This window comes from Kitasatospora sp. NPDC023118 (genome assembly GCF_055560875.1).
In genome coordinates this window covers 1-1,829 of the sequence record NZ_JBVHHW010000085.1, presented here as the reverse complement: position 1 = coordinate 1,829, position 1,829 = coordinate 1, and the positions used below count along the sequence as shown (strand labels likewise).

Sequence of the window (1,829 nt, the reverse complement as noted above, 5' to 3'; positions counted from 1 at the left end):
CTGGTCTCCAATCTGACCGGCGCCCTGGGCGGGGATTTCACCGCCCCCGACTACTGGGTGCGTCACGTCCGCGAGGCCGTCCGCTTCGCCGACGGGATCCGCACCCTCGACGCGGCCGGCGCGACGGACTACCTGGAGATCGGCCCCGGCGGCGTGCTCACCGCGCTCGCCGAGCAGAACCTCGACGAGGGCGCCGGCCGGATCGCGGCCCCCGCGTTGCGCCCCGACCGACCGGAGGAAGGCGCCCTGCTGACGGCGCTCGCCCGCCTCCACGTCGTGGGCGTGCCCGTCGACTGGGCCCGGGTCTTCGACGGGACCGGCGCCCGGCGCGTCGACCTGCCGACGTACGCGTTCCAGCACGAGCGCTACTGGCCCGCCCAGGCCGCGCACACGGGCGACGTGACCGGCGCGGGCCTGCGGCCCGCCGAGCACCCGCTGCTGGGCGCGGTGGTCGCCCCGGCCGACTCGGGCAGCGTGCTGCTGACCGGCCGGCTGTCACTGAAGGCGCAGCCGTGGCTGGGCGACCACCGGGTGGGCGGCGCGGCCGTCTTCCCGGCGACCGGGTTCCTGGAGCTGGCCGTCCGGGCCGCCGACCAGGTGGGCTGCGACCAGGTCGAGCGGCTGACGCTCGCCGAGCCGCTCGCGCTGCCCGAGGACGGCGCCGTCGTCGTCCACTTGGTGGCGGGCGCGCCGGACGAGGCCGGGACGCGTCCGCTGAGCTGCTACGCCCGGCCGGAGGACGCGGTGGACGGCCCGTGGACCTGCCACGCCACCGGCACGCTGGCCGTCGGCGAGCCGGAGGCCGGCTTCGACGCCTCGGCGTGGCCCCCGGCGGACGCGGTGGCCGTGGACCCGGAGTCCTGCCACGACCCGCTGGATCACGGCCCGGCGTTCCGCACGCTGCGGGCGGTGTGGCAGCGGGGCGACGAGGTGTTCGCGGAGGCCGTCCTGCCGGGCCGCGCCGAGGACGCGGCGCCGTACGGGCTGCACCCGGCGCTGCTGGAGGCGGCCGTTCAGATCGCGGCCCTGACCGTGGCGGACGACGGCGCCCGCCTGGTGCCCACGGGCTGGCGCGACGTGGCGCTGCACGCGACCGGCGCGGCCGTCGTGCGGCTGCGGGTCGCGAGGGCGGGTGCGGACACGGTGACCGTCGAGGTCGCGGACGCGGCGGGCGGGCCGGTGCTGTCGGCGGGGTCGTTGACGCTGGCCGAACCGGCCGCCGGGACCGAGCGGACCGGCTTGGCCGGGGCGCTGCTGCGGCTCGACTGGGTGGACGTCCCGGCGCGGGCCGTCGGGCCCGTGCGGGCCGTCACCCTGGGCGAGGACGTGCCGTCGCTCGCCGACGTGACCGGCGAGGTGCCGGAGGTCGTGCTCGTGCCGGTGGCGGGCGGTTCGACGCCGGAGGCTGTGCACGAGGTGACGGCGTGGGCGCTGGGCGTGGTGCAGGAGTGGCTGGCCGAGCCGCGGTTCGCGGACTCCCGCCTGGTGTTCACGACCCGGGGTGCGGTGCCGGGCGGTGAGGTCGCGGACCTCGCCGGCGGCGCGGTCTGGGGTCTCGTCCGGGCGGCCGAGGCGGAGAACCCGGGCCGGTTCGCGCTGCTCGACGTCGAGCGCGCGTCGGACGTGAAAACGGCGCTGCCCGTCCTCCGTGCTCAACTGGACCGCGGCGAATTCCAGTTCACCGCCCGTGTCGGAGCCGTGCGGGTGGGCCGACTCGCCCGGGTGGCCCCTGGCGGGCCCTCCTTGGGCTGGGGCACGGGAACCGTGGTGATCACGGGTGGTACCGGTGGTCTGGGCCGGCTCGTCGCGCGGCATCTGGTGGCCGAACA

Annotated in this window: 1 protein-coding gene; it reads left to right on the top strand. The window is 77.6% G+C overall.

The window, feature by feature from the left end; all coding sequences use genetic code 11:
- Positions 1–1,829, top strand: a 1,829-nt coding sequence (locus tag ACZ3UD_RS37640; protein ID WP_465598608.1) for a polyketide synthase dehydratase domain-containing protein, incomplete at both ends; no start/stop codon positions are given.